Consider the following 23,728-nt stretch of genomic DNA (forward strand, 5'->3'; position numbering starts at 1 on the left):
CGTGGCACCCGAATCGCTGAACACTCGCGCGGAGAAGCTCCTCAACCGATTGGTCCAGGTCAGGGAGCACGAGCAGGTAGCCGGTGCACGAGATGCCATCGAGCAGGTGAAAGCACGTGTGCGACAGCGGCGCGAAGCGCTCCTCGAGATCGCGCAAGCCGTGCCGGAACTCCGGGAACGCGGCGTGGCCGTCCCCGCCGCGGCTGAGCCGGCAGCGGGCGCGCTCTCGAAGGCGAAGAGCACGCTGAGGTCGGCGGCGTCCGCGGTGGTGGGTAATGACCTGGCTGCGATCGTGGAGCGCATCAAAGCGGAGTCCCTGGACAAGGCGCTGGTGGTGGCCGACAAGATCGCCAAGACGTCCGTGGTGAAGCTCAACACCGCAGTGGATGAACGCAGGCGACAACTGCTGCCCGAAGGGCTCGACCGTAAGGTCACGCCCTACCCGGGGGTGAGCGAGTCGCTGGTGTTCAGGCTGGAGCAGGCTCAGAGCACGCTGAAAGCGACCGTGGACGGAGTGCGGGCCGCCGATCTCGCGAAACGCCTGGACAAGATTGTCGTTGCCGTAGAAACATGGGAGCGCGACCGCCCGGAGTTGGAACGCGCGTTGGAGGACAATCACCCGGAGATCAAGGTATTCCTCCGCGAAGCCGCCGGTGACGGCGCCCCTTGGCACCTCATCACGCCGAGAGTCCGCGAGTGGCTCGGCGATCCCCAGAACACCGCTTCCCTGAAGGTAGTCCTGCGACCGTGAGCACCACTCCCAGCGCTTCCCTCCTGCGTGCCCTCGACGTGATCGAAGAATGGGAAGCGCGCAACCTCGCATGGGGTCTCTTGGACGAGTCCTGGACCCATGAAGATCTCGTCACGTTCCTCGCCGAACGGTGGGACGAGGGTGACCCCGAGGCGTGCATCGACGAACTCCAGCGCCACAAGCTGCTGTTCGCACTGCCCAGGGAGTGGCCGAACGGCTACCGGACACGGATGTCCGAAGCCGTCCGGCTGTTCAGCCACCTGCGCCAACTCTTCCCCGGCAGGCCCTGGCAGACGGGCAGTCGACTGGTGTCCGACGTGCGCTTCCTCCGCCGGCCGCGCATGTTCTCGGTGCGCGATATCAAGGCGGACGAGTGCCTGGCGCGGTTGGCCGACGTCGGCCTGGCACCGCCCGTCCTCGCCGAGGTCAAGCGGCTTTTGAACGGCCGCGAGCTGTCCCGCTTCCAGTTGGACGCCACCGCGGCAGTGGTTTCGGCGGTGCAGTCCGGCGAGGACCGCGGCGTCGTCGTCAGCGCGGGCACCGGCAGTGGGAAGACCCTCGCGTTCTACCTCCCCGCACTCGCGCAGATGTCGGCATCCTCGGAGGGCCCCAGGGCCGTCGCGATCTACCCCCGCAACGAGTTGCTGAAGGACCAGTTCGCCACCGCCCTGGCCGAGATCCGCAACCTCAAGGCGGCCGGCGGACGTCAGCTCACCATCGGCGCTTACTTCGGACTGACCCCGTACAAGACGTTCCGCGATCCGGACAAGCAGGGGTGGGTGAAGCGCGACGGCAAGTGGATCTGTCCTTTCCTCCTCTGCCCGGTCGAGGACAAGCAGGAACCCGATGGCACATGTGGTGGCGTGCTCGCCTGGGTCAGGCCGCGGGGGATGCCGAAGGGGGTCAACTGGGGTCACTTGGTCTGCCAGCGGTGCGACGGCCGGATCGAGCACCACGAGTTGCTGCTCACCCGCGAGGCGATCCAGGAGGAGCCGCCCGACATCCTCTTCACCACGACCGAGATGCTCAACCAGCAGTTGAGCGACGGTTGGTCGCGGCACGTGTTCGGGGTCGGGCCGTCGGCGGTGCGACCACCCAACCTCGTCCTGCTCGATGAGATCCACACCCACTCGGGCACCAGCGGCGCACAAGTGGCCTTCCTGCTCCGTCGCTGGCGCAAGCTCCTGGGGCAACCGGTCACGTGGGTGGGACTGAGCGCCACCCTCGCCAACGCCCAGACGTTCTTCTCCGACCTCTGCGGCGTCCCCTTGGACGCCGTGTCGGACATCCGGCCGCATCCCGACGACCTCAAACCGCGGGGCAGTGAGTACCAGTTGCTCCTCCGCGGCGACCCCGCTTCCCAATCCGCCCTGCTGTCGACGTCCATCCAGAGCCTCATGCTGCTCAGGCGGATCCTGGACGAGACCGATGCCTCCCCGAAGCAGCCGTACGGGTCGAAGGTGTTCGCGTTCCTCGAGAACCTCGACCTGGTCAACCGGCTCTACCGCCAGTTGCTCGATGCCGAGGGTCGTGACCCGATCGGCCGACCCTCGGCGCGGGCAACGGTCCTCGCGGCTCTTCGCACCGAAACCTACGCGGGTCGCCACTCGACCGTCGAGGACATGCGGGAGTGGGATAGGGACGGCCAGCACTGGTGGCTGGCGGAGAGGCTCGGCTTCGGCGAGCGTTCGCTGGAGATCTCCCGCACCTCATCGCAGGACACCGGTGTGGACGGGAACGCGGACATCGTGGTCGCCACCTCCTCGCTGGAGGTCGGGTACGACGATCAACGCGTGGGTGCGGTTCTCCAGCACAAGGCGCCCCGTGACATCGCCCAGTTCCTCCAGCGGCGCGGACGTGCCGGTCGGTTGCAGCACCAGCGTCCGTGGACCGTGGTCGTGCTGTCGGACTACGGACGCGACCGCCTCGCGTTCCAGTCCTACGAGTCGATCATCGACCCCTCGATGCCCGCGAAGAGCCTGCCACTGGGCAACCAGGCCGTGCGGAAGATGCAGGCCGCGATGTGCCTGGTCGACTGGATCTCCGTGCGCCTGAACGAGAACGACCGGTGGAAGTGGTCCGCGCGTGCGCTCCTGGCGCGGCCGGTCGATGGCGCGGAGAACGCGAAGATCCTGGAGAGGTGCCAGGACCTGCTGCGCGAGGTGATCGAAGGCGGCCCCGCGCGGCAGGACCTCATCTCCTTCGTGCGGTCCAGCCTCGGCTTGAACGAGGAAGAGACTTGGAGCGTGTGCTGGGAGCACCCGCGGTCGCTGCTCCTCGAAGCGGTGCCCACCGCCTACCGCCGCCTCAAGAGCACGTGGTCGACGGTTCGCGGGCACCAAGTGGTGCCGAAGACCGATGTGACCGCCAGGCAGCCCCTTCCCGATTTCATCCCGGCGACGCTTTTCAGCGACCTCGAACTGCCTGAGGTGGAGATCGCGCCACCGGCCGACTACGACTCGGCCGCGGACACATCTCTGCCGGTCGGCATGGGGCTCAGCGAGTTGACGCCCGGCAAGGTCACGCTCCGGTGGGCGGTGCGGAAGGTGCGCGGTCTGTGGATCGGAGTACCGGAGTCCGGGGTCGTGGACCTCGACGACCGGTTCGCCCCGGACGGCGAGGTGGTCGCCCACGTGCCCGGGCCACACGGCACGGTCCCGGTGGTGCGCCCGCTGAGCATCCGCCCGGAGATCCCACCGCCCAACGTCCGCCCCACCTCCAACGGTCGACTCCGCTGGAGCTTCATGGCGGACGACGAAGCCGACAGCACTCGGGTGCCCCGGCCGCGCAACGGTCCGCTCGGCGACCTCCTGCCCGATGTCCGGGCCTTCCTCAACGTCGACCTGGGTCCCCTGAGGACCTGGCGGTACGCCTTGGAGGGCACCGCGGAGATCGTGAACCGCAACGGTCGGATCCGCACGACGTACACCTTTGCTCGGGACGGGCAACCGGCGGCCGTCGGGTTCGCGAGCACGGTCGACGCCCTGGTGCTGACCGTCGTGGTGCCGGAGTCGGTCGCCGCCTTCGGCCTCCAGGACGACGTCGAGAGGTTGCGTCAGTTGCGCGCCGACCTGTTCGGCGCCCGTGCCCGGCAGCGCCTCGAGAACCTGGGCTTGGGCAGGTTCGCGGCGGACTGGGTCACCGAGGTGGCGTTGTCGATCGCCGCGGCGGCCGTGTTGCGGGGAACCGGGCTCAGCGACTTGGCGCGCGCGGACGGCGGGGTGTGGCGAGCGCTGGCCGAAGAGGTCGTGGACGGCGTCCTGCTCGCGACCACGCACACCTCGGTGGACGAGACGCCGTTGAAGGACATGGTGCTGGCCGCGCTCGAGGACTTCGAAGTGGTTCGAGCGCTGCGCGAAACCATCCCGGTGCTCCAACAGGATCCCGACGAGAGTTGGCTTCCGTGGCTCCGCGCCCGGTTCCTCCAGACGGTCGCGGCGGCGTGGCAGTCGGCCGCGCAACAGGTCTGCCTCGACTTCAACGTCGACACGGACGCACTGGTCGATGTGCTGGACGACGGCGGTCCCCGGGCGCGGGTCGTGATCTCCGACGCGGTTCCCGGCGGAGGCGGCCTGGTGGAGGCACTGACCCACCGCATCTCCGACGATCCCCGGAGGTTCGACGCGTTGGTGGCCGCCGCGTCCGAACCGTCCGACACCGAGGAAGTGGATCCGTCGCTGCGACGTGCTCTGGACCTCCTGGCGTCTCACGAAGGTGTGCGGGAGGCCGCGTCGAAGTTCCGAGGTGGTCACGAGGGTCGACTCGCCAATTGGCAGTCGCTCGTGTCGGTGCTCACCGATGAAGGTGTGCCTCGTACCCACGCGAACCTCTCGGCGTTGTCCACGCGCGTTTTCCGCCCCGGCTCCGGGCCGGACAGCGACCAGTTGCTGCGCCTGCTGCTGCGGAGGTGGGACGAGATCGACGCCCAAGCCGGGTTCGCGGTCGACCATCGCGCGGTGTGCGCGTTCCTCGCCGCGGACACCGAGGTGCTCGACGTGCTCGAACGGGTCGCCAACCCGTCCGAGCACGCAGACTGGGCGATCAGGGCGCAATCGGTCCTGCTCAGCCTGCTCTGGACGCGCGCATGCGCACGGCGTCCGGAAACGCTGCGCGCGAGCAACCGCTACGTGTCGGATCCTCCCCTGACCGAGCGGACCCTGCTCCGTGATGTGCTACCCGAGCGCCCGCAGCGCGTCGATGTCGACGGTGACGCTTGGCGTGCGGACCTCGTCACGGTGCTTCGCACCTGGGGCAGCGCTCGCATCCACAGCGGGTCGAACGACACCGCCGCCCTCACGAAGGCCCTTCGTGATCTCATGGTCGCTCCGCTGGAGATCGACTGGCTCCACGCGTACCCGCACCTCGACGGGGTGGTCCGGGAAAACGGCAGGTACTCCGTGTCAGTGACCCTCCAAGAGGCACCGCAATGACGACTCGACTCATCCACCGCACCGCCGCGTCGCCGAACAGGGACATCGCGGAGTGCCTGGAAGGACTGCTCCTGTCCGAACTCCTCGACCCGGGCCGTCGCCTGCTCGTCGTCTCGCCGTGGATGTCCGACTTTCCCGCCATGGACAACAGGGGCGGCAAGTTCAGCATCGTCGAGCCGACCTGGACGGCGACGTGGGTACCCTTCTCGGCGGTGTTGCGCGGGTTGCTCTTGCGTGGTGTGGAGGTCAACGTGGCGTGCGGTCCGGGTAGGGCCGAGAAGGAGTTGCTGGAACGGGTCCGGCAAGGCGCCGCACTGGACGGCACCGTGAACCGGCTGGTTTCCGTTCACCTGTCGAGAGAACGGCGCCAGTTCAGCCATGAAAAGGCATTGGTCGCCGATGGCTGGGCGGTCTACGGCTCGATGAACCTCACCTTCAGTGGGGTGTCGATCAACGGGGAGTTGATTACCGTAACGACTGATGGTGCTCCGGTCGCAGCCGTGACCACCGAGTTGCTCGGCCTCTTCGCATGAGCGGTGTCGATCGCGCGGTTGCGTGGGACGGGTTCCTGACGAAGTTCTTCTCCGCACCGAACGGCCTTCGGGCCGGGGGAAGCCCGGCAGTGGAGCGGATGATCGGCTATGCCGGGTCGGCGTGGCTCGGCGAGGAGTCGGTGCCCTTCTTCCTCCCGTTCTACGTGGACGGATGGTGGTACTGGTACGCGGTCTGCCCTGATCGGGAACAGCGGCTGTGGGTGCGGGACCTGATCCGCGCCCACGTGGGTTCATGGATTTCGTTCGACGGTCAGGTCATCGACAGCGCTTCAACCCAGGCCGTGGACGCGGTGGTGAACGCGTTGGTGGGGACCGGCGGGTGCGCGTTCCGGGTTCGGATCGCCCGTGATGCCGCTGCCAACCGTGAAGTGGGCAACGCGCTCGAACGCTTGAGCCGGACGCTCGCCGCGCGCCCCCACCGGAAAGCCCGGCTCGTTCCTCCGCTGGGCACGCTGCTCGGGGACTTCTCCGATGCCTGCGCGTCAGGAGCGCGCGGACGAGCCGAGGAACTGCTTGCCCAGTTGGAGCAGGACCACCGGCTGTCGAAGGCCAACAGGCTGTTCCTGAAGGTCCAGTTCTTCGCCGCGTTCGAACTGTGGGACGAGCTGGAACAGCTGGAGCAGTTGCCGGACCTGATCCGGCTGGACCGGCCCGTCCTGGCCTCCGACGCGCTGGCGCGCCTCGTGATGGCACGACTGGGCGAACAGGCCGACATCGCCGAGTTCTCCCGCGCCACGGCCGGCTTCGGCTGCCTGATCTCGTCGGTCACCGCGATCAGGTCGACCGCGGGAGCCCAGTATTACGCCTACTGGTCGTTGGCTTCCGGCGAGCCGGCGGGCGACGTGGCGGCTCGCTTGGAGTCGGCCGGGTGGTTGGCGCACGCCCAGGCCCGTGAAGTGCTGGCAGCGCTGCTGGCTGTGGTCGCGGCCCCGTCGATCGAAGTCCCGACGCCGGTCGACCTGAGCACTCTCCGGGACGTGGTCGCGCAACGGCGTTACGACGTCGCGATCGAGTTGCTGGAGGCGGTGCCGCCGTCGGGCGAACTGCTCGACGTGGTCATCGACCTCCTCGTCGCCACGTTCCACCCGGATGCCATCAGCATCTTCCAGCGGTGGAAGGCGGTGCTGGGCGGCGATTCGGCCGATGGTCGGTTGACGGACCGCCTGTCAGGCCAAGTGCGCGGCGTGGATCTTGCCTCGGTGCGGTTCGGCGACGCGGTCGCCCAGGCGTTCGCGATCCTGTCCGCGGCGGAACGCAGTCGTGCGCTGGAGGAGTTGCGGGAGCAGGCGGTTCCCCGCCTCATGCGCGCCGGGGCCCTGGTCGACGCCATGCAGGCCATCCAGGAGGTCGGGGGGACGCTCCAGGGCGACCAACTCGCCGAACTCGTCGATCTCCTGCTGGACTTGGAACGCGACCTGTTCCACGCGGCGGGTGACGTGCCCGGCATCCGGCAGTTGCGCATGGTGGCGGTCGAGATCTGGGCGCTCGGCGACCAGACGGGGGACCGCAGGCGGGCGGCGAGGCTTCTCGACCTGGTCGGGCGGGCGCTCGACAACGGCCTGAACCCCGTGCAGTACCGCGAACTGGTCGAGAACCTGAACGCGGGGTGGGGTCCCTTCCTCACCGACGCGGACGTGGCGCTCGGGCTCGAGGCGATCGAAGTTCTTGCGGCGAGCCGCCCGGACGGCGAAGCGGTGCTGGACTCGTTCGCGACACTGATCCTGAGCCGGATCGGCACTCACAACGCGCACCGGATCGAACCGGCCTCCCTGGAGACCGCCGTCCTGCTGAGCGGCGAGTTCGGGCTGCACCTGACCGGCCTGCCGGACCACACGGTCACGGCGGTCGACCAGGACGCGGGTTCCGCGTTCCCGCCGGGCGGTTCCGTCGCGATCTACTCGTTGATGGAGCCTGCCGCACGCAGGGCGGCGACCATCCTGGCCCGACGCCACCCCGGCCTGCGCGTGGAGACGCTGGCGGCCAAGGTGGCAACGGAGGCGCTGCGCACCGCCGCGCGGAACGCGGATCTGCTGGTGATCGCGGACAAGGCCGCGGCTCATGCCGCGACGGACGCGCTCAAGGCGGCTCGTGGGGACAAGCCCACGGAGTACGCACGCGGCAAGGGGACGGCCTCCCTGGTCCAAGCGGTCGCGGACGGACTGGTGAAGTGGTTCTGACCGGCGGTGGGAGGTAGCCGCGGAGTTGGACCCGGCGGTCAGGAATCTGTCCGTTGATCGAGTAGGTCGTTCGTCGCGCAGGGCGTTCCGGATCATGTCGGGCACGCTCGGCCGAGCCGCGGTCGACCTCACCGCGGCACCGCCTGCTCACGGCTCGCTGTGGAGCGCACACACAGCCCTGAGCAGGGGCGAATCCACTCCCGTTGACCGTCAGGCGTGGCTGGTGGCTGGTGAGTGGCGTGCGAGGGCGCGCCGGACGATCTCGGCCACGCCCAGGGCCGTGGCGGTCACCCAGATGGACTTCACCAGGATCTGGCCGGTGAGCGCCTCGGCGGTGATGCCGAACCCGGACAGCCAAAGGAACAACGACGTGTCCGCCAGTGCTCCCACGATGTTCGAGACGACGAGCGCGCGGCGCCAACCGTTGCGGCGGAGTCGCGAGTACACGGCCAGGTCGAGCAATTCGGAGACCGCGAACGCGGCTCCGGAGGCCAGCGCGATCCGGCCGTCGGACATCGCCACCGAGAGGACCGTTCCGGTGGCGATCGCGATCCACACCCACCGCAGGCCCGCCCACTCGTGCACCGCGTCCCGCAAGGACAGCGCCAACCCGGCGAGGTAGGTGCCGGACGGGACCAGGAGCCCGAATCCCGCCGGAATCAGCCCCCAGGTGCTGGTGACGATGTTCGCGGCGAGGACGGACGCGATGTACGAGATGAGGATCGTGGCGCGGATGGTGGCGCGGGTCATTCACGTGCTCCGGGTGGGGAGTGGGCTGGCCGGGGTGGCGGACCGCCGAGGCGGGGCCGGGTGCGCATCATGCCTTGTGCGGAGCCGCGGCGCGGGCTCAGGGGCCTGCGTCTCATTGTGCGGGTTGCGAGGCGCTGATCAATCCCCGGAACACAGTGGTCTTGGTCGCGGTGGAGACGTGGTAGTCGCACGAGGACCGACTCTTCGGCGAGTGGCCCACGGCTGCGGCAAAGTGGTAACCGTCGGTCGTGTGAAGAAGTGCACCGGGAACGGACGTGACCGTGGAGTGTGTGGTCGCCGTCCGTTCCCGACATTCAGGACGAATCCGCAGGCGGATCAGGCGTGGTGGGTCCTGGAGCGGGGCGGGTCGGACCAGGCGGGGACCGGTCGGCGACGCGGGTGACGGCGCAGGTAGGCGCGGTCGTCGGGTGGCGTGGGCGGTTCGCCGCCCACGGTGCTCGGCACGCGCGGGTGCTCGCGCCGGGGCGGGCGGCGGTTCAGGTCGAGCACGGCGTCCGCGGTGAGGATGGCGTGCCGCAGGCGGCGGATGGGCGGTGCCGGCTCGATGCCCAGCGTGTCGCCGAGGACCTGGCGCAGCCGCTCGAAAGCGGCCAGCGCGCGGTCGCGGTCGCCCGAGCGGTACAGCGCCACCATGTACTGCGCGCACGCGTTCTCGTGGGTGGGGTGCAGCGACACGCGCGTGCTCAGCTCGTCCAGCAGCTCCTCGTGCCGACCGAGGCGCAGATCGGCCTCGATCCGCTGCTCCACCACGGCGTTGCGCACCTCCGCCAGCTCCACCACGTGCGTCATGCTCAACCGACCCGGCCGCACGTCGGCCAACGCCGGCCCGCGCCACAACCCCAGTGCCGCCGCGAAGAAGTCCGACGCGCGCTCGTCGTCACCGACGGAGACGCACCACCGCGCCGCCCACACCAGCCGCTCGAAGCGGAAGCGGTCGAAGTGGTCGGTGCCGGTCACCAACTGGTAGCCCTGGTTGCGCGTGACCAGGATGTCGCTGCGGTCCACCGGGGCCGCGCTGCGCAGGATCTGGCGAATGTGCAGCACGTAGGTCTGCAACGTGGACATCACGCTCTTCGGCGGCCGGGCGCCCCACAGCTCGACAATGCAGTCGCTGGCCCGGACCAGCTCGTTCGCATTCGTCATCAAGAATGCGAGGAGTTGTTTCGGCTTGGGCGCGCTCGGCACGAAGTTGACGCCGTGGCTGGTCAGCACCAACGACCCAAGTATCCCCATCTCCACGGAAGATCCCCCCTGAGCGTATGCCGAAAGGGCCTCCCGGTGGCCTCCCAACCAGCCGGAACGCGCTGCTCGGCTCCGTTGGCCGTCATGCTACCAGCGGGTGGACCAGTGGTTGCGGGCGTTTCCGGCGAGGACTTACCGCGGTCCGCCTGAAATGGATCAAGGACCGGCTCCGGGTGCGGTGGGCACACGTCATCAGGGCACATCATCCGACGGCTCGATATAAACCGGCTAAAGATCGCCCCGCCCGCATTGGTGGGGTGTGGAATTCGCTGGTGTAATCAATCCGCACAGCCACGGCGAGCGGGGGGAAACCAATGGCTGGTACGAAGGCGGCGGTGGTGACGCCGGCGGACGCCCGGTACCCGGACCTGGTGCGCGGCCTCAACCAGCGCTGGGTGGGCCGTCCCGACGAGGTGGTGCTGCCGACCACGACCGCTCAGGTGGCGGACGCCGTGCGGGAGGCGGTGCGGGCGGGCAGGCGGATCACCGCGGTCAGCGGCGGGCACTGCTTCGAGGACTTCGCGTTCAACCCGGAGGTGCGCGTCGTCGTCAACCTGGCGGCGCTCAACCGGGTCTACTTCGACCACGAGCGGGGCGCTTTCGCGGTGGAGGCGGGCGCCCGCCTGCTCGACGTCTACGAGAAGCTGTACCGCTTCTGGGGCGTCACGCTCCCGGCGGGTGTCTGCTACACGGTCGGGGCGGGCGGGCACGTCGCCGGCGGTGGTTTCGGGTTCCTGTCCCGGCGGTTCGGCCTGGTGGTCGACCACCTCCACGCGGTGGAGGTCGTCGTGGTCGACGGCCGGGGGCAGGTGCGCACCGTGGTCGCGACCCGCGAGGAGGACGACCCGAACCGCGACCTGTGGTGGGCGCACACCGGTGGTGGCGGCGGCAACTTCGGCATCGTCACGCGTTACTGGTTCCGCTCGCCGGACGCCACCGGCACGGCGCCCGAGGCGTTGCTGCCCGTGCCGCCGCCGGAGGTGTTCGTGGTGGCGTTGTCGTGGTCGTGGCAGGACCTCACCGAGGAGCGCTTCACCGCCCTGGTCCGCAACTACGGCGAGTGGCACGCGGCCAACAGCGCGCCCGACTCCCCGTACGCGGGGCTCTTCGCGATGCTGATCCTGGGCCACCGGTCCAACGGCGAGGTCAGCCTCATCTGCCAGCTCGACGCCACCACACCCGACGCGCGGCGGCTGCTGGACGACTTCCTCGCCGAGCTGACCCGCGGCGTGGACGTCGCGGCCGGCCCGATGACGGCGCGGCAGGGCGAGTTCAACCCGATGCCCGAGTTGGCCGCGCCACGCACCCTGCCGTGGTTGCAGGCGACCCGGCTGTTCGGCACGACCGACGGCATGTTGAACGACCCCAGCCTGCGCATCGACTACAAGTCCGCGTACATGCGCCGACCGCTGCCGCCACACCACATCGCGGCCCTGTACAAGCACCTCACCCGCACCGACATCGCCAACCCGTCGGCGGCGGTGCAGCTGCACTCCTTCGGCGGTCGGATCAACGCGGTCGACCGCACGGCCACCGCGTCGGCGCACCGCGACTCGTGCTTCAAGCTGATCTACTTCCTCCAGTGGACCGACGAGTCCGACGACGCGGCGAGCATCGCGTGGCTGCGGGAGTTCTACGAGGAGGTCTACGCCGACACCGGCGGTGTCCCGGTGTCCGATGACACCACCGACGGCTGCTACGTCAACTACCCGGACATCGACCTCGGCGACCCCGCGCGCAACCGGTCGGGCGTGCCCTGGCACGACCTGTACTACGCGGAGAACTACCCGCGCCTGCAACGGGTCAAGGCCGAGTGGGACCCGCACGACGTCTTCCGGCACGGCCAGTCGGTCCGGCTGCCGTGATCCCGGTCGCCGTCGTCGGTGCCGGTCCCGTCGGCCTGCTGCTCGCGCTGTCGCTGGACCGGCTCGGCGTGCCGACCGTGGTGCTGGACGGCGAGCGGACGCAGCCCGCCCAACCGAGGGGCAGCACGCACAACGCCCGCACCATGGAGCACTACCGGGCGCTCGGCCTCGCGGCGCAGGTGCGCGGGCTCGGGCTGCCCTGGGACCACCCGACCGACATCGCGTTCTTCACCCGCTACAGCGGGCACGAGCTGGCCCGCCTGCCCCGGCCGAGCGCCGGGCAGGTGCTGCGCGACCGCGCCGCCGCCGACCGCGTGGACCAGACGCCCGAGCCGATGCACCGGGCGAACCAGATGTACGTCGAGCGCCTGCTGCTCGACCACGCGCGGACGCGGCCGAACATCGGGCTGCGCCTGGGCTGGCGGGTGGTCGGCCTCGCCGAGCGGTCCGACCACGTGGCGTTGACGTGCGAGTGCGCCGACGTGACCAGGGTGCTGCGGGCCGCGCACGTGGTCGGCTGCGACGGCGGCCGCAGCTTCGTCCGGCGCGTCCTCGGCATCGGTTACGCCGGGCCGGGTTCGGTCGACCAGGACGTGCTCGGCCGCGAGGCGACCGCGGCGCACCTGCGGATACCCCGGCTGTACCGGGACTGCCTGGCGGGCCGCCGGGCGTGGAGCCACTGGTCGGTGACCGCGGAGTTCGCGCTCAACCTGATCGCCGTCAACGGCGTGGACGAGTTCTTCCTGCTGACCAGCTCGCTGCGGCCGGGGCGGGTGGACGACGACGCGATCGCCGGGCTGGTGCGGCGGGCGATCGGCGCGCCGCTGCCCGTGCGGGTGCTCGGCCACCGGCGGTGGACGCCGGGCGCGGCGCTGGTCGCCGAGCGGTTCGGCGAGGGGCGGGTGCTGCTGGCGGGCGACGCGGCGCACCTGTTCACGCCCAACGGCGGTTTCGGCATGAACACCGGGATCGACGACGTGGTGAACCTGGCGTGGAAGCTCGCCGCCGCGGTCCAGGGCTGGGGCGGCGCGCGGCTGCTCGACACCTACGAGCTGGAGCGCAGACCGGTGGCGCTGCGGAACACGCGGGCGGCCCGGGAGCTGAACCTCGGGCTCGGCGCCGTCGACCGGCCCGCCGACCTGGAGGCCGACACCCCGGGCGGTCGGGCGGCCCGCGCGAAGGCGGGCGCGGAGCTGGCCGAGTACGGGCGGCGCACGCTGGACACCTCCGGCGTGCAGCTCGGCGCGCGGTACGACGGGTCGCCGATCGTCGTGGCGGACGGCGGCACGCCACCCGCGGACGACTTCACCCGCTACACCCCGACGAGCGTGCCCGGCGGGCGCGCGCCGCACCTGTGGCTGGACGACTTCCACGGACCCCACAGCTCGCTCTACGACCGGTTCGGCGCGGGGTTCACCCTGCTGCGGCTGGGCGGGCGGGCGCCGCACGCGAACGCGTTGCGCGCCGAGGCCGCCGCGCGCGGCATCCCGCTGACCGTGCTCACCCTGCCCGACCCGGTCGCGCGCGACCTGTACGAGCGCGACCTGGTGCTGGTGCGGCCCGACCAGCACGTGGCGTGGCGCGGCAACCGGGAACCGGAAGCGCTCTGGCCGGTGGTCACGGGGCACTGATGTGACCCGCATCACATTCCGGCAACCGTTCCGGACCGGCGGTGTTCTCCCACTCGGTGGACAGGTCCACCGCGCAGCCGGCGGAAGAGGGGCCGTCACGGGCGCGCCGGTGGGCCTGTCCGCCGGTCGCATGAACTTCACAACGGGGGGTTGGGATGAAGTTCAACCTGTTCGGGCCGCTGTCCGTGCGCGCCGACGGCGTCGACAGCACGCCCAGCGCGCCGAAGCAGCGCCAGATGCTGGCGCTCCTGCTGCTCAACGCCAACCACGTCGTCTCGATCGCGCAGTTCACCGAGGAACTGTGGGAGTGCGGACCGCCGCCGAGCGCGGTCGCCGTGGTGCACACGTACGTCATGCAGTTGCGGCGCAAGCTTTGCGACGCCGGTGCGCACACCGGTGAGGCGACTCCCCGGTTGGTCACCAGGGAGCAGGGCTACCTGCTGCGGGTCCTGCCGGGCGAACTGGACCTCGGCGTGTACGAGAACCAGGTGCGCGCCGCGCGGCACGCGCTCGCCCAGCACCGGTACGCCGCCGCCGCCCGGCGGCTGCGCATGGCGTTGAACGGCTGCCCCGGTCCGCTCATGGTCGACGTGGCGGTCGGTCCGCTGCTGCGCGCCGGCATCGAGGTGGTGGAGCGCGACCGGCTGGCGGCGGTCGGCCAGCGCATCGAGGCGGAGCTGCGCCTCGGCCGCCACCACGACCTGGTCGGCGAGCTGAGCGCGCTAGCCTGCCGGCACCCGGCGGACGAGGCGCTCACCGCGCAGCTCATGCTCGCGCTCTACCGGTCGGGTCGGCAGGCCGACGCGCTGGCCGCGTTCCACCGGCTGCGCCGGACGCTGGGCGACGAGCTGGCGGCGGTCCCGTCACCGCGGATGCACCAGCTCTACAGCGACATCCTGGCCGCCCGGCCGTGGCTGGAGGCCGCCGCGGACTCCCGCACGCGGCTCTCGCTGGACCTGGTGGCGACCGCAGCCGTTCCGGTGCCGGACTGAGCACCCGTCCGCGCGGGCGCAACCGACTCGACGCGGTCGGTGTTCCCCAGTCGAACCACGTCGCCCGCCCGACCGGGTGGGCGATCCGCGCACACGAGATCGAGGAGAAGCATGGATCTGGCACTCGCGGGACGCGTCGCCCTGGTCACCGGAGCTTCCAAGGGCATCGGCCTGGCCACCACGCGCACGCTGCTCGCCGAAGGGGCGCGGGTGGCCGCCGTCTCCCGCAAGAGCACACCCGAGCTGGACGGCCTGGCCGACGACAACCTCATCCACGTCGCGGCCGACCTGATGGACCCGGAGGCGCCCGCGCAGGCGGTGGCCCGCACCGTGGAGGCGTTCGGCGGCCTGGACGTGCTGGTCAACGTCGCGGGTGGGCCGCCGCCCGGAATCACCCTGCCGCACAGCGGTTTCCTCAGCGCGGACGACGACGAGTGGCGGGCCATGTTCGAGCTGAACCTGTTCTCCGCCGTCCGCGCGGTGCGCGCGGCCATCCCGCGGATGCTGGAGCGCGGCGGCGGCTCGATCATCAACGTGTCCTCGGCCAACGGCCGCCAGCCGTCGCCGATCAACGTCGACTACGGCACGGCCAAAGCGGCGATGAACAACCTCACCAAGGCGTTGTCCGAGGAGTTCGCGCCGCAGGGCATCCGCGTGAACACGGTGTCGCCCGGCCCGACCCGCACGCCCTGGTGGACCGACGAAGGCGGCGTCGGCGACATGATCGCCGCGCAGGCGGGCACCGACCGCGAGGGCGCGCTGACCTCCGTCGTGCCGTCCGCGATGAACCTCACCACCGGTCGGATGGCCGAGCCGCAGGAGATCGCCGACGTGATCGTCCTGCTGGCCTCGCCCCGTTCGGCCAGCACCACCGGCGCGGAGTTCGTGGTGGACTCCGGCCTCGTCAAGGCCGTGTGACCGGCCTGTCCCGGTGATGGGCTTCCCGCGCGGGGAAGCCCATCTTCACGCGTGCACCGTGCCTTCACCGGCGGGCGGCCGGACCGCGGGGAAGCCCGTTTCCGCCTGCGCGCGCACGCGCGCCGCGTGCCCGCTCCCGATACGCGAGGGGCGCTGGATTCGACCGCAACATCTCGAACGCCGGCGGGGGGTCGGCGATCTAGGGTCGCTGCGGATGGCGGAAGTACACGCCTGTGCGGCGAAAATCAGGGGGAAACCGAACATGACGCATGGCACTGGGGGGACGTTCGCTTCGGCGACCGATGACGCGGAGGCGCTCGAAGAGCTGGTTTCGCGGCACGCCACCGTCACACCGGCGGACCGGCAGTACGGGGACCTGGTCCGCGGCGTGAACCAGCGCTTCGTCGGGCGCCCGGACACCGTGCACCTGGTCGACTCGACCGAGCAGGTGCCGCGCGTGGTGCAGTCCGCGCTCGACGCCGGCCGGCGCATCGCGGTGCGCAGCGGCGGGCACTGCTTCGAGGACTTCGTCTACAACCCGGAGGTCCAGGTCGTCCTCGACCTGTCCAACCTGAACCGGGTGTACTACGACGCCTCCCGCGACGCCGTCGCGGTCGAGGCGGGCGCGGTCCTGCTCCAGGTGTACGAGAAGATGTACGAGACGTGGGGTGTCACCATCCCCGCCGGGATCTGCTACTCGGTGGGCGTCGGCGGGCACGTCAGCGGTGGCGGCTGGGGGCTGCTGTGCCGGCAGCACGGCCTGGTCGTCGACCACCTCTACGCCGTCGAGGTGGTCGTGGTGGACAAGCACCGCCGGGCGCGCACCGTGGTCGCCACCCGCGACCACGACGACCCGAACCGGGAGCTGTGGTGGGCGCACACCGGTGGTGGGGGCGGGAACTTCGGCATCGTCACCCGCTACTGGTTCCGCTCGCCGGGCGCGCGCGGGCGCGGTCCGGCCAAGATCCTGCCGAAGCCGCCGTCCGAGGTGTTGCTCAGCGCCGTCTCGTTCCCGTGGAGCGAGATGAACCAGGAGCGGTTCACCGCGCTGGTGTCCAACTACGCGGCCTTCCACGCGGCCAACAAGTCGCCGAGCACGCCGTACACCGGGTTCGGCAGCTACCTGGTGCTCACCCACCAGTCCAACGGGCAGATTGGCCTCGTGACGCAGATGGACGCCACGGTGCCCGACGCGGAGCAACTGCTCGAGGACTACGTGCAGGCGGTCACCGAAGGGGTGGGCGTCGAGCGCGGCCCGATGACCGCCGCCCTGGGCGAGCGCAACGCGATGCCCGAATACTTCACGCCCCGGCGGCTGCCGTGGTTGCAGTCCGTGCGGTACATGGGCACCACCAACGTGATGCTGACCGACCCGACGCTGCGGGCCGACTACAAGTCCGCGTACATGCGGGCCAACTTCCCGCAGTCGCAGATCGACGCGCTGTACCGGCACCTCACGCGCACCGACCACACCAACCCGAACATCTCCGTGACGCTCAGCTCGTTCGGCGGCCGGGTGAACGCGGTGCCACGCAGCGCCACCGCGTCGGTGCACCGCGACTCGGCGTTCAAGCTGCTGTGGATGGTGTTGTGGACCGACCCGGCCGGTGACGACGCGAACATCGGCTGGCTGCGGGAGTGCTATGAGGACGTCTACGCCGACACGGGCGGCGTCCCGGTGCCCAACGCGGTCACCGACGGCTGCTACATCAACTACTGCGACAACGACCTGGGCGATCCCGCTCGAAACCGGTCGGGTGTGCCGTGGCACGACCTCTACTACGAGGACAACTACCCGCGCCTGCAACGGATCAAGGCCGCGTGGGACCCGCACGACGTGTTCCGCCACGCGCAGTCCATCCGGCTGCCGGGGAACTGACCGCCCGCCCGCCGCGGGCCGCGGTCGGTGCGCCGACCCGCGGCCCGCGTTCGCGGTTCACCGCTTGAGCGCGAAGGTGAGGCCGTCGGCGAACGGGATGAGGCTGATGTCGATCCGCTTGTCGTCGCGCAGCTTGGCGTTGAACACGCGCAGCGCGCGGGTGTCGTCGTCCTGCGCACGCGCGTCGACCACCGCGCCGGACCAGAGCACGTTGTCCACCACGATGAGCCCGCCGGGGCGCAGCAAGCGCAACGCCGCCTCGTAGTAGGCGTCGTAGCCGACTTTGTCGGCGTCGATGAAGGCGAAGTCGAAGGACCCCTCCGCCCCGTCCTCCGCCAGCAGTTCGTCGAGGATCCGCCGGGCGTCGCCGACACGCAGGTCGACCTTGTCCGCGACACCCGCCCGCGCGCAGAACTCCAACGCCATCTCGGACCACTCCGGGTTCAGGTCGCACGCCACCACGCGACCGCCGGCGGGCAGCGCCAGCGCCGTGCAGAGCAGGCTGTAGCCGGTGAACACGCCGACCTCCAGGGCACGCCGCGCGCCGATCGCGCGGACCAGCAGGGAGAGGAACTGGCCCTGCTCCGGCGAGACCTGCATCAGCCGCTCCGGCAGTTCGCTGGTCTCCCGCCGCAGTTCCCGGAGCACGTCGTGCTCGCGCAGCGAGACATCCGTGACATAATCCTGGAGAACGTCGTCCAGTTCGATCTGCATACGCATTTCGATCCCCTTTGAAAGCGCCTTCGCCAGGTCTCGACCATAGCCCGCCGGTACCGCGCAGGCCAGGCTCCGGTGGGTTTCCTGATCCATTCTCCAGTACGTCCTGCGAAGATGTTGTCGTGCCACCTCCAATTGTCGACCGGACGCGCCGACTGCGGGATTGTCTCGGTCATTTCCCGACCGGGGTCACCGTGGTGACGACGGAGCGGGACGGTGTCGTGCACGGCGCCACGGTCGGTTCGTTCACCTCCGTGTCGCTGGACCCGCCGCTGGTCCTGGTGTCGTTGCGGCGGACCAGCACGCTGGGTGAACTGCTGTCCGGCGCGCCGTTCTGCGTCAACGTGCTGGCCTCCGACCAGCGGGAACTGGCGTTGCACTTCGCCGGGGCGCGCACCACCGAGGTCACCTGGCTGCCCGGCGCGGGCCCACCACGCCTCGCCGGCTGCGCCGCTTTCGTCTCGTGCGCGCCGTGGGCGGGCCACGACGGCGGCGACCACGTGCTCCACCTGGGCGAGGTCGTCGATTTCGGCGCGTCCGGGGCGGAACCGCTGGTCTTCCACCGGGGCGCGTTCCGGGAAATGCGCCGCGCCCGCGCGGAGACCGGTTGGTCCGGTTCGCTCGACTACCCGACCGAAATGCTCGCGGCAATGCTCAGCCGATCGAACGGGGAAAGCGGATGACACTTCAGCAGGACAGCCCGAGGCCGACCGGCGCCGCGCCCCGCGAGACGCGGCCGTTGACCGGGCAGGAATACCTGGACAGCTTGCGCGACGGGCGTGCCGTCTACATATACGGCGAACGCGTGGACGACGTCACGGAGCACCCGGCGTTCCGGAACACGGCGCGGATGACCGCGCGGTTGTACGACGCGCTGCACGACCCGGCGAAGCAGGCCGTGCTGACCGCGCCGACGGACACCGGTTCGGTCGGGCGCACGCACCCGTTCTTCCGGACACCGCGGTCCGTGCAGGACCTCGTGGACGACCGCGAGGCGATCGCCGAGTGGGCGCGCACGACCTACGGGTGGATGGGGCGCAGCCCCGACTACAAGGCGGCGTTCCTGGGCACGCTCGGCGCGAACGCCGACTTCTACGAGCCGTTCCAGGACAACGCGCGGCGCTGGTACCGGGAGTCCCAGGAACGCGTGTTGTTCTGGAACCACGCGATCATCCACCCGCCGGTCGACCGGCACCGGCCGGCCGAGGACGTGCGCGACGTGTTCGTGCACGTGGAGCGCGAGACCGACAACGGCCTCGTCGTCAGCGGGGCGAAGGTGGTGGCCACCGGTTCGGCGATCACCCACTTCAACTTCGTCTCGCACTACGGTTTGCCGTTGCGGCAACGGGAGTTCGCGTTGGTGGCCACCGTGCCGATGAACGCGCCCGGGTTGAAGCTGATCTGCCGCCCGTCCTACGCGGCGGCGGCGGCGATGACCGGTTCGCCGTTCGACTACCCGCTGTCCAGCCGGCTGGACGAGAACGACACGATCTTCGTGCTGGACCGCGTGCTGATCCCGTGGGAGAACGTGTTCCTGTACGGGGATCCCGAGCAGGTCAACGGTTTCACGCCGCAGTCGGGCTTCCTGGAGCGGCTGACGTTCCACGGTTGCGTGCGGCTCGCGGTGAAGATCGACTTCATCGCGGGGCTGCTGATCAAGGCGCTGGACGCGACCGGCACCCGCGACTTCCGCGGCGTGCAGGCCCGCGTCGGCGAGGTGTTGGCCTGGCGCAACATGTTCTGGGCGCTGAGCGACGCCGCCGCGCGCAACCCGCAGCCGTGGCGGGACGGCGCGCTGCTGCCGCGGCTGGACTACGGGTTGGCCTACCGGTGGTTCATGACGATCGGCTACCCGCGGATCAAGGAGATCATCGAGCAGGACGTGGCCAGCGGCCTGATCTACGTCAACTCCGGGGTGGAGGACTTCGCCAACCCGGAGATCCGGCCGTACCTGGACAAGTACGTGCGCGGCTCCAACGGCTACGACTCGGTCGGCCGGGTCAAGCTGATGAAGCTGCTGTGGGACGCGGTGGGTTCCGAGTTCGCGGGTCGGCACGAGTTGTACGAGCGCAACTACTCGGGCAACCACGAGGCGGTGCGGACCGACATCCTCACCGCCCAGGTCGCCTCCGGTCAGGTCGAGGCGTACCGCGGCTTCGCGGAGCGCTGCCTGGCGGAGTACGACCTGGACGGCTGGACGGCGCCCGACCTCGACTCGTTCACCGACCTGCGCACCGCCGGCCGCCGCCTGTGGCGGGACCGCTGAACCGCCGCCCCGCCACGGCGGTCGGGTGCCGTGGCGGGGCGGCGGGTCGGTGAGTGCGGTCGGTCGGTGGACAGGTGGGCGCGGCGGGCGGGCCGGCGGGGCCGGTGCGGGTGGTCGGGCCGGTGCGGGTAGTCGGGCGGGTGAGGGGTGCCGGGCGGGTGAGGGGTGCCGGGCAGGTGAGGGGTGCCGGGCGGCTGAGGGGAGCGGGTGCGGGTGGGGTGCCGCCGCGGGTCGGTGGGCGCCGGTGCCGGGCATCGGCGGGTGGTCGGGTGGGTGCCGCGGCGGGGCGCGGGCGGGTGCGGTGGTGGTCAGGCGTGGAGGGCGGCGACCTCGGCGGGTAAGTGTTCGAGGGCGACGGTTTCGGTCGGCTTGCGGTGCAGGTACTCGGGGTAGCAGCCCTTCCGGCCCGTCAGCCGGGCGATCGGGGCGAGCACCGCGAACAACACGCGCTGCACCGCCCACGGCGGCCGGGTGTAGCGGACGACGTCGCCGTACTCGCGTGTCGTCAGCGCCTGCTGGAGCAGGCCCGGCATGCCCTCCGGGCTGGTCCGCCCGTCCTGCGCCAGGCCGAACAGCTGGCGCAGCACCAGTTGCTCGAACCGGTCGGCGTTGCGGCGCACCTCGCACACGTGGAACGACTCCACGCCACCGCAGTTCCACCAGCGGTGCTTGATGCCGGGTTGGATCAGCACGCTCTGGCCGCACTCGTCGAGCACCACCTTCCGCCCGCCGATCAGGAACGCGACGCGGCCGCGCACCAGGGTGAACCGCTCCTCGCTCAGCGGGTGCAGGTGCTCGCCGGACACCGCGCCGCCGGGCGTGGCGTAGACGTCGAGCACCGTCCGGGCGTTGTCGGTCATGGCCGCCGGCGTCCGCACCACGACGCGTTCGCCGCAGCGCGGGTTCTCGTACACTTCCCCCACTTCGACCGTCACCGGTCATCTCCTCTCACGGCGACCAGCAGGCTGGTCTCCAGGGCCAGTTCCCGCACGGACTCCAGCCGCAGGCCGGCCGCGGCCAGCACGGCGCGGTAGTCGGGCAGGGTGCGTTCCCGACCACCCGCCATCACCAGCAGGTGCAGGTCGAACAGCAGCGGCAGGACGGCGGAGCCGTCGATCACCCGCTCCACGACCAGCAGCCGGGCGTCGGGGTGCGTCATCGCCCGGCGCACGTTGCTCAGCAGCGCGACGCAGTCCTCGTCGTCCCAGTCCTGGAGGACGCGGGACAGCAGGTACACGTCCGAACCGGCGGGCACCGAGCGGAACAGGTCGCCGGGCACCACGTCGTACCGGTCGGGCTCGACCGCCGCGGCGAGGTGCTTCGCGGCCGTCGCCACCATGTGCTCGCGGTCGAACAGCACGCCGCGCAGGTGCGGGTGCGCGCACAGCACCGTCGACAGCAACAGCCCGCTGCCGCCCGCCAGGTCGGTGACGGTGTGCCGGGCGCCGAAGTCGAACGCGTCCGGCAGGTCGGCGAAGAACTCGCTGCCCGCGTTCATCGCACGCAGGAACTTCTCGCCGGCGGCGGGGTCCTCGGCCAGGTGCTCGTGCAGCGTGTGGCCGAACGCCACCTCGAAACCGGCCCGCCCGGTGCGGACCGCGCTCACCACCGCACCCCAGGCGCGGTGCGACTCGTCGCCGTAGAGCAGGCACAGGTCCCGCATCGAACCGGGCACGCCGGTGCGCAGCAGCTCGCCGACCGGGGTCAGGCGGTAACCGGCGTGGTCGTCGCCCTCGACCACGCCGAGCACGACCAGCAGGCGCATCAACCGGACCACCGGGTCCGGCGCCGCGCCCGCCGCGGCGGCCAGGTCCGCGCCCGTGACGCACCCCTCCGCCACGAGGTCCGGCAGCCGCAGCACCACCGCCGCGTGCAGCGCCTGGGCTCGCCACGTGCCGGTGACGATGTCCAGCACCGCCCGCGCGCCGGTCATCGACCGTTCACCGGCCCCGCCAACGCGACACCGGCGGCCACCGGTTCGCCGAGCAGCTTCTGGTGCCGCTCACGCAACTGCCGCTTGAGCACCTTGCCGGTGACGCCGACCGGGAGCCCGGTGCGGTCGGCGGCCACCACCAGGCCCGCCAGCGTCGCCAGCCCGCGTTCGGCCAGCGCCGCGTTGCACCGGGCGAGCGCGTCCTCCGGCGTGGGCGGCTCGTCCTTGTGCAGCACCACGGCGACCGGCAGCGACCGCCCCTCCTCCGCCGGGTCGTCGACCGCGATCACGGCGGCGTCGAACGCACCGGTCGTGTTGAGCACGACCTCCTCCAACTCGAGGCTGTGCACGGGTCCCCGGGAGGTGGTGATCACGTCGGGCGTCCGGTCGAGGTGGTACCACACCCCGTCGGCGTCGCGGCGCACCACGTCGCCGGTCAGGAAGTAGTCGCCGCGCCGGGCCTGCCGGGTCAGGCCGGGCTCGTTCACGTAGCCCGGTGTCAGGCTGGGCGTGCGCACACCCAGCAGACCGGCCTGCCCGTCCGGCAGGGCGTTGCCGCGCTCGTCCAGCACCGCGGCCTCCCGCACGACCGGCACCGGTCGGCCGATGGCCCGCCCGTACCGCTCCGAGTCCCTGGTGTGGGCCTGCCGGAACAACACCATGCCCATCTCGGACGAACCGAGACCGTCCAGGTAGGTGGAACCGTTGCGCCCCAACCGCACCAGCGGCCGGATGTGCCGCTCGTGCGACGCGTCGCCCATTCCCATCCAGGTGTGCACGGTGTCCTTGGCGCGCTCGGAGAGCCGGTCGACCGGCAGGTCGGCCAGCGCGAGCGGGAAGCCGATCACGACGGTCGGCAGGAACTCGTTCATCGCCGCCGCGACGGACGCGCCCGCCGGGTCGTCCACCAGCATCGCGGGCAGCCCGAGCAGCAGCGCCAGGCTGAGGTAGCTGATCCCGGACGAGTGGCTGTGCGGCAGTGCGGTGAGCACGCGGTCGTCCACCGACGACGGGAACCGCCACAGCCGCTCGCGCTTGCCGACGAAGAACGAGCGGTGCGCGAAGGCCGTCGGCTTCGGCGTGCCCGTCGTGCCGGACGAGTGCGAGATCAGCACCAGGTCGTCGGGCGCGTGCCGGTACGGGGCCTGCCGGTGCCTGCCGGGGTGGGCGCGGAGTTGTGCGAGGTCCGCGACGACGGGCGGTGGACCGGGCAGCGCGGCGATCAGGTCCGCGTCGCCGACCAGCGCGGCGGTGTCGCTGCGCTCGAAGTAACGCGCGGCCGTCTCCGGCGCCATGTTCGGGTTGGTCAGCACGGTCACCCCGCCGAGGCTGGTGATCGCGATGTGGTGCAGGAGCCCGGCCAGCCCGTCCGCGGTCCACACGCCGACGCGGGTGCGCACGCCCACGCCGCGTTCGCGGTACCAGTCGGCGTAGCGGAGCACTTCGTCGCGCAGCTCCGCCACGGACCAACCGCGCGGCCCGAGGTCGCCCGACCGGAACAGGACGGCGCGGTCGAGGTCGGTGGCGACGTCGCAGACGTGCCAGAAGAAGTTGCCCGCGCCCAGCTCTCGCCGCAGCGTCAGCCTCATCCGTTGTGTGATG

17 protein-coding genes are annotated in these 23,728 nt (G+C 70.8%); 11 read left to right on the forward strand and 6 right to left on the reverse strand.

The window, feature by feature from the left end; translation table 11 throughout:
• The first annotated feature begins 1 nt into the window (after position 1).
• From KZQ38_RS10110 to dpdD, 4 genes are read left to right on the forward strand one after another with little or no spacing between them, the layout of a single operon-like run.
• Entirely contained in the window at positions 2-751 is a 750-nt protein-coding gene (locus KZQ38_RS10110) for a hypothetical protein (protein ID WP_219440450.1), read from the forward strand.
• Positions 748-5,181, forward strand: coding sequence for a protein DpdJ (dpdJ, locus tag KZQ38_RS10115; RefSeq protein ID WP_219440451.1), 4,434 nt, complete (start codon positions 748-750; stop codon positions 5,179-5,181). Before KZQ38_RS10110 ends, dpdJ begins: the two co-directional genes overlap by 4 nt.
• On the forward strand, positions 5,178-5,714 hold the full coding sequence (gene dpdK / locus KZQ38_RS10120; protein ID WP_219440452.1) for a phospholipase D-like domain-containing protein DpdK: 537 nt from the start codon (positions 5,178-5,180) through the stop codon (positions 5,712-5,714). Before dpdJ ends, dpdK begins: the two co-directional genes overlap by 4 nt.
• Positions 5,711-7,912 (forward strand): protein DpdD, encoded by a 2,202-nt coding sequence (gene dpdD, locus KZQ38_RS10125; RefSeq protein ID WP_219440453.1) that lies wholly within the window; start codon positions 5,711-5,713, stop codon positions 7,910-7,912. The genes dpdK and dpdD overlap by 4 nt, the downstream gene beginning before the upstream one ends.
• A gap of 210 nt (positions 7,913-8,122) precedes the next feature.
• Here dpdD and KZQ38_RS10130 read toward each other — a convergent pair whose 3' ends face one another.
• Together KZQ38_RS10130 and KZQ38_RS10135 are read right to left on the reverse strand one after the other, a co-directional pair.
• Positions 8,123-8,662 carry a VUT family protein gene (locus KZQ38_RS10130; protein WP_219440454.1) on the reverse strand — a complete coding sequence of 180 codons (540 nt, stop codon included), beginning with the start codon at positions 8,660-8,662 and terminating at the stop codon, positions 8,123-8,125.
• 336 nt (positions 8,663-8,998) lie between these two features.
• Positions 8,999-9,916 carry an AfsR/SARP family transcriptional regulator gene (locus KZQ38_RS10135; RefSeq protein ID WP_219440455.1) on the reverse strand — a complete coding sequence of 306 codons (918 nt, stop codon included), beginning with the start codon at positions 9,914-9,916 and terminating at the stop codon, positions 8,999-9,001.
• 323 nt (positions 9,917-10,239) lie between these two features.
• On the opposite strand from KZQ38_RS10135, the gene KZQ38_RS10140 reads away from it, so the two are divergent.
• From KZQ38_RS10140 to KZQ38_RS10160, 5 genes are all read left to right on the forward strand, one after another.
• Positions 10,240-11,790, forward strand: a complete 1,551-nt coding sequence (locus KZQ38_RS10140) for an FAD-binding oxidoreductase (RefSeq protein ID WP_219440456.1) — start codon at positions 10,240-10,242, stop codon at positions 11,788-11,790.
• Positions 11,787-13,421 carry an FAD-dependent monooxygenase gene (locus KZQ38_RS10145; protein WP_219440457.1) on the forward strand — a complete coding sequence of 545 codons (1,635 nt, stop codon included), beginning with the start codon at positions 11,787-11,789 and terminating at the stop codon, positions 13,419-13,421. Before KZQ38_RS10140 ends, KZQ38_RS10145 begins: the two co-directional genes overlap by 4 nt.
• 155 nt (positions 13,422-13,576) lie before the next feature.
• Positions 13,577-14,413, forward strand: a complete 837-nt coding sequence (locus KZQ38_RS10150; protein WP_219440458.1) for an AfsR/SARP family transcriptional regulator — start codon at positions 13,577-13,579, stop codon at positions 14,411-14,413.
• Between the two features lie 111 nt (positions 14,414-14,524).
• The gene (locus KZQ38_RS10155; protein ID WP_219440463.1) at positions 14,525-15,331 is read left to right on the forward strand and encodes an SDR family NAD(P)-dependent oxidoreductase; all 807 of its coding nucleotides are present in this window, start codon (positions 14,525-14,527) and stop codon (positions 15,329-15,331) included.
• A gap of 262 nt (positions 15,332-15,593) precedes the next feature.
• Entirely contained in the window at positions 15,594-17,210 is a 1,617-nt protein-coding gene (locus KZQ38_RS10160; RefSeq protein WP_219440480.1) for an FAD-binding oxidoreductase, read from the forward strand.
• A 57-nt stretch (positions 17,211-17,267) separates the two neighbouring features.
• Here the strand turns inward: KZQ38_RS10160 and KZQ38_RS10165 are convergent, their stop codons facing one another.
• On the reverse strand, positions 17,268-17,930 hold the full coding sequence (locus KZQ38_RS10165) for a class I SAM-dependent methyltransferase (RefSeq protein WP_219440482.1): 663 nt from the start codon (positions 17,928-17,930) through the stop codon (positions 17,268-17,270).
• A gap of 119 nt (positions 17,931-18,049) precedes the next feature.
• Between KZQ38_RS10165 and KZQ38_RS10170 the strand changes: the two genes are divergently transcribed.
• The gene (locus KZQ38_RS10170; RefSeq protein WP_308258330.1) at positions 18,050-18,610 is read left to right on the forward strand and encodes a flavin reductase family protein; all 561 of its coding nucleotides are present in this window, start codon (positions 18,050-18,052) and stop codon (positions 18,608-18,610) included.
• Positions 18,607-20,193: a 4-hydroxyphenylacetate 3-hydroxylase family protein gene (locus KZQ38_RS10175; protein WP_219440484.1), complete on the forward strand. Its 1,587-nt coding sequence runs from the start codon at positions 18,607-18,609 to the stop codon at positions 20,191-20,193. Before KZQ38_RS10170 ends, KZQ38_RS10175 begins: the two co-directional genes overlap by 4 nt.
• Positions 20,194-20,501: 308 nt before the next feature.
• On the opposite strand, the gene KZQ38_RS10180 is transcribed toward KZQ38_RS10175, so the two are convergent.
• The 3 genes from KZQ38_RS10180 to KZQ38_RS10190 are packed head-to-tail and all read right to left on the reverse strand — an operon-like array spanning position 20,502 to position 23,715.
• Entirely contained in the window at positions 20,502-21,128 is a 627-nt protein-coding gene (locus KZQ38_RS10180; protein ID WP_219440486.1) for a cupin domain-containing protein, read from the reverse strand.
• Positions 21,125-22,126 carry a methyltransferase gene (locus KZQ38_RS10185; protein ID WP_219440488.1) on the reverse strand — a complete coding sequence of 334 codons (1,002 nt, stop codon included), beginning with the start codon at positions 22,124-22,126 and terminating at the stop codon, positions 21,125-21,127. The genes KZQ38_RS10180 and KZQ38_RS10185 overlap by 4 nt, the downstream gene beginning before the upstream one ends.
• On the reverse strand, positions 22,123-23,715 hold the full coding sequence (locus KZQ38_RS10190; RefSeq protein ID WP_219440490.1) for a class I adenylate-forming enzyme family protein: 1,593 nt from the start codon (positions 23,713-23,715) through the stop codon (positions 22,123-22,125). The genes KZQ38_RS10185 and KZQ38_RS10190 overlap by 4 nt, the downstream gene beginning before the upstream one ends.
• Positions 23,716-23,728 lie beyond the last annotated feature (13 nt).

Source organism: Saccharothrix obliqua (genome assembly GCF_019375475.1).
GTDB lineage: Bacteria > Actinomycetota > Actinomycetes > Mycobacteriales > Pseudonocardiaceae > Actinosynnema > Actinosynnema obliqua.